Source organism: Gemmatimonadota bacterium (assembly GCA_016209965.1).
Taxonomy (GTDB): domain Bacteria; phylum Gemmatimonadota; class Gemmatimonadetes; order Longimicrobiales; family RSA9; genus JACQVE01.
Genome location: JACQVE010000285.1, coordinates 1 through 3,097, shown reverse-complemented (window position 1 = coordinate 3,097; position 3,097 = coordinate 1). Strand labels below are relative to the sequence as shown.

Here is a 3,097-nt window from a genome sequence, read left to right as displayed (position 1 = left end):
GATTCCGCCTTCCTGACCCGCCACGCCGCCGCGCCCGCGCAGGCGACGGCGAACTGTGCCATCTGCCACGCACGCCAGAGCTGTGCGCGCTGCCATGCCAATGCGGAGACTGTGCCGGCCATCGCGGCGCTGGAAGCCGACGCTCGGGTTGCCGCGCTGCTGCGCGCGAAGCCCGCCGAATACCCGCTGCCCGCCGATCACCGCCGCAGCGACTGGGTGAGCCGCCACGGCGCGCGCGCGCGGGCGGAACCCCGGTCCTGTGCCAACTGCCACGTGCAGCCGAGCTGTCAGGCCTGTCACACCGGGTCAGGCGCGTCCCGCGCCATCGCGGCGCTCCCCGCGCCCGCCCCCGGCGGGCCGGCGGGTGTGCGCATCACCCGAGCCCCGGGACTGGTTCACCCCCCGGGGTTCGCCACGGCCCACCAGGCTGCGGCCGCCGCCGAGCCGGTCGAGTGCAGTGCCTGCCATCGCCAGAGCTTTTGTGCCGACTGCCACGCCGGCCAGGCCCGCCCCCGCTTCCACCTGGCGAATTTCCTGGCCCGACACGGCACGGAGTCCTACGCCCGGGAGCTGGACTGCGGCTCCTGCCACAGCAGCGAGACGTTCTGCCGCGCCTGCCACGCGTCGACCGGCCGGGCCGCGCGGGGCCGGCTCGAGGCCGGCTTCCACAACGCCCAGCCGCTCTGGCTACTGCAGCATGGCCAGGCCGCGCGCCAGGACCTCGAGAGCTGCACCACCTGCCATGCCCAGCGGGACTGCACCCGGTGCCACTCCCGCAAGGGCGGCTGGGGCGTGAACCCCCATGGACCGGGTTTCGACGCAGAGCGCATGGCCGGGCGCAACCGCGTCGTCTGCGCGCGCTGCCACCTGGGCGAACCGCCGCACACCCCCTGAGGCCCTCGCGCCTTGATTCCCCAATTTCCCGATTTCCCTGACAGCGGTCGCGGACTTCTCCCGATCTTCGCGATGGGCTTGCGAAACCGGGATGCTGGCCCTGGCCTGTTGCTGGAAACAGTGCCGCGGGATCCGCCGCCTGGCGCGTCCTGCGGACCGCTTCAGAAGGGCCGGAACCCCGGTGAGCCGAAGCGCTCGAGCCGCAGCAGGTTCCAGAGCGGCAGCGCGTAGGCCAGGAGGATGAGCACCACGGCCACGGCGGCCCAGAGCCCGAAGCGGTCCCAGACCGGCCGCGAGTGGGGCAGGGGGTGCAGCGGTTCGGCGTAGGCGATCGGCGTTGGGGCCTCACTCCGCTTCCCACCCAGACCACTCGCCAGCATCACCAGCACGAAGCTCATGGCGCTGACAAAGAGGATCACTCCGCCCAGCGCCGAGACCCCGGTCCATTCCTGCCACGCCTGCGCCGCCGGGTGGCCGGAATAGCTGGCGTCGTAAACCCGCCGCGGCATGCCCATGAGCCCGGTGGCATGGTTCACCACGGCGAACGCCATCATTCCTGCGAACCAGAGGTAGGGCTGCACCCGGGCCAGCGAGACGAGCCGCAGCGGGCGCCCGGTCAGCCGCGGCAGCAGCCAGTAGCTGGCGCCCATGAAGGTGAGCGCTACCGCCGTGCCCACCGTCAGGTGGAAGTGCCCCTGCACCCACGCCGTGTTGTGCACCATGCCGTTCATGCCGTAGGCCGCGTTCACGGCGCCGCCGAACCCACCCACCGCAAAGGCTAGCATGGCCAGTACCACCGAGGCGACGAACGGATCCTTCCACGGCAGCACACCGATCCAGTCTAACAGCCCGTAGGCGCCCCGGAACCGGCCGGCGATTTCCAGCGACGCGATCACCGTGAACGCCGTAAGCAGGCTGGGGAACAGAATGGCGTAGGTGCTGAACGTGTGCGCCAGCTTCCAGCCGGCGGGGATCCCCGGATCCATGAACTGGTGGTGGAAGCCCACAGGCGCGGAGAAGAGGATGAACAGCACGAAGACCAGGCGGGCCAGCGGATCACTGAACAGCCGGCCGCCCGCTTCGCGCGGCAGTACCGTGTACCAGAGGGTGTACGCGGGCAGCAGCCAGAAGTAGACCAGCGGGTGGCCGAACCACCAGAAGAGCGTGCGCGCCAGCACCGGATCGACCGTCTCCCGCAGGCCCAGCGACCACGGGATGAGCAAGGCCATCTCGGCCGCGATCCCAACAGTTGCCAGCAGCCAAACAATGACGGTGGCAAGCATCCCGTGCATGGCCAGTGGGACCGGCTCTTCCGGATGCGCCCGCTTCCACGCCAGATAGCTGCGCAGCATCACAACGCACCACACCCACGAGCCCGCCACCAGCAGGGTCGCGCCAATGTAGAATAGCGGGTGCGCCTGCAGCGGCGGATAGAAGGTGTAGAGTACGGTGGCCTTTCCGGCCAGGATCGCCGCCGCGGCGAGCGCCGTTCCTAGCAGGGCGAGGGCGAAGGCCACCCACCCCAGCCGCTCGCCCGCCAGCGGGCGCTGCAGTGCCGTCCGCGCCACCACGTACCCCAGCCCCATGATGAAGAAGGTCGTGAACACCAGCGCCATGAGCACGCCGTGCGCCGTGACCGAGAGGTAGAAGATCCCCGGCGAGCGAAAGGGCAGCGCCGCATTGGCACGCGACATGGCCTGCATCACCGCCATGAGCGCAGCCACGCCAAACGCGCCAAAGGCGACCCAGAAGTGCGCCAGCGCCAGGCGAGCCCAGCCGGAACCGGCCGCCACCGCCGCGGCCGCCGCGCCGGAATCTCCGCCCGCCACCTCCAGGCGCGCGAGCTCGCGCTGCCGCGCGGCTTCCAGCGCTTTCATGCGTCCCCCCGCGTGACGATCAGCTTGCCCTGCATCAGGTGGTGCCCCAGCCCGCAGAACTCGTTGCACACGATCAGATACTCGCCCGGCTCCCGGAACACGGTGCTGAACTGCGTCACATAGCCCGGCACGACCATGGCGTTGCCGTTCGTGCCCACGATCTGAAAGCCATGGATCAGGTCGGGACTGGTCAGCCGGAAGGTCACCCGCCGACCGGCCGGCACCCGAATCTGCGCCGGCTGGAAGCTGAACATCTGGGCCAGCATGACCACCCTCACGCTGCCGTCCCTGGCGTGGCTTACTCCCGGCGCCGCGAAACGCGCGTC

3 protein-coding genes are annotated in these 3,097 nt (G+C 70.4%); 1 reads left to right on the top strand and 2 read right to left on the bottom strand.

Annotated elements, in window-relative coordinates; translation table 11 throughout:
• Positions 1-894: hypothetical protein (locus HY703_11385; protein ID MBI4545790.1), on the top strand; the 894-nt coding region annotated here is incomplete at its 5' end.
• A gap of 161 nt (positions 895-1,055) precedes the next feature.
• On the opposite strand, the gene HY703_11380 is transcribed toward HY703_11385, so the two are convergent.
• Together HY703_11380 and HY703_11375 are read right to left on the bottom strand one after the other, a co-directional pair.
• Entirely contained in the window at positions 1,056-2,771 is a 1,716-nt protein-coding gene (locus HY703_11380; GenBank protein ID MBI4545789.1) for a cbb3-type cytochrome c oxidase subunit I, read from the bottom strand.
• Positions 2,768-3,097: cytochrome c oxidase subunit II (locus HY703_11375; GenBank protein MBI4545788.1), on the bottom strand; the 330-nt coding region annotated here is incomplete at its 5' end. The genes HY703_11375 and HY703_11380, both read right to left, overlap by 4 nt.

Bases quoted from the DNA above. Each gene is read 5' to 3' on its own strand.
- HY703_11380 (MBI4545789.1), bottom strand. From the start codon at position 2,771: ATGAAAGCGCTGGAAGCCGCGCGGCAGCGCGAGCTCGCGCGCCTGGAG.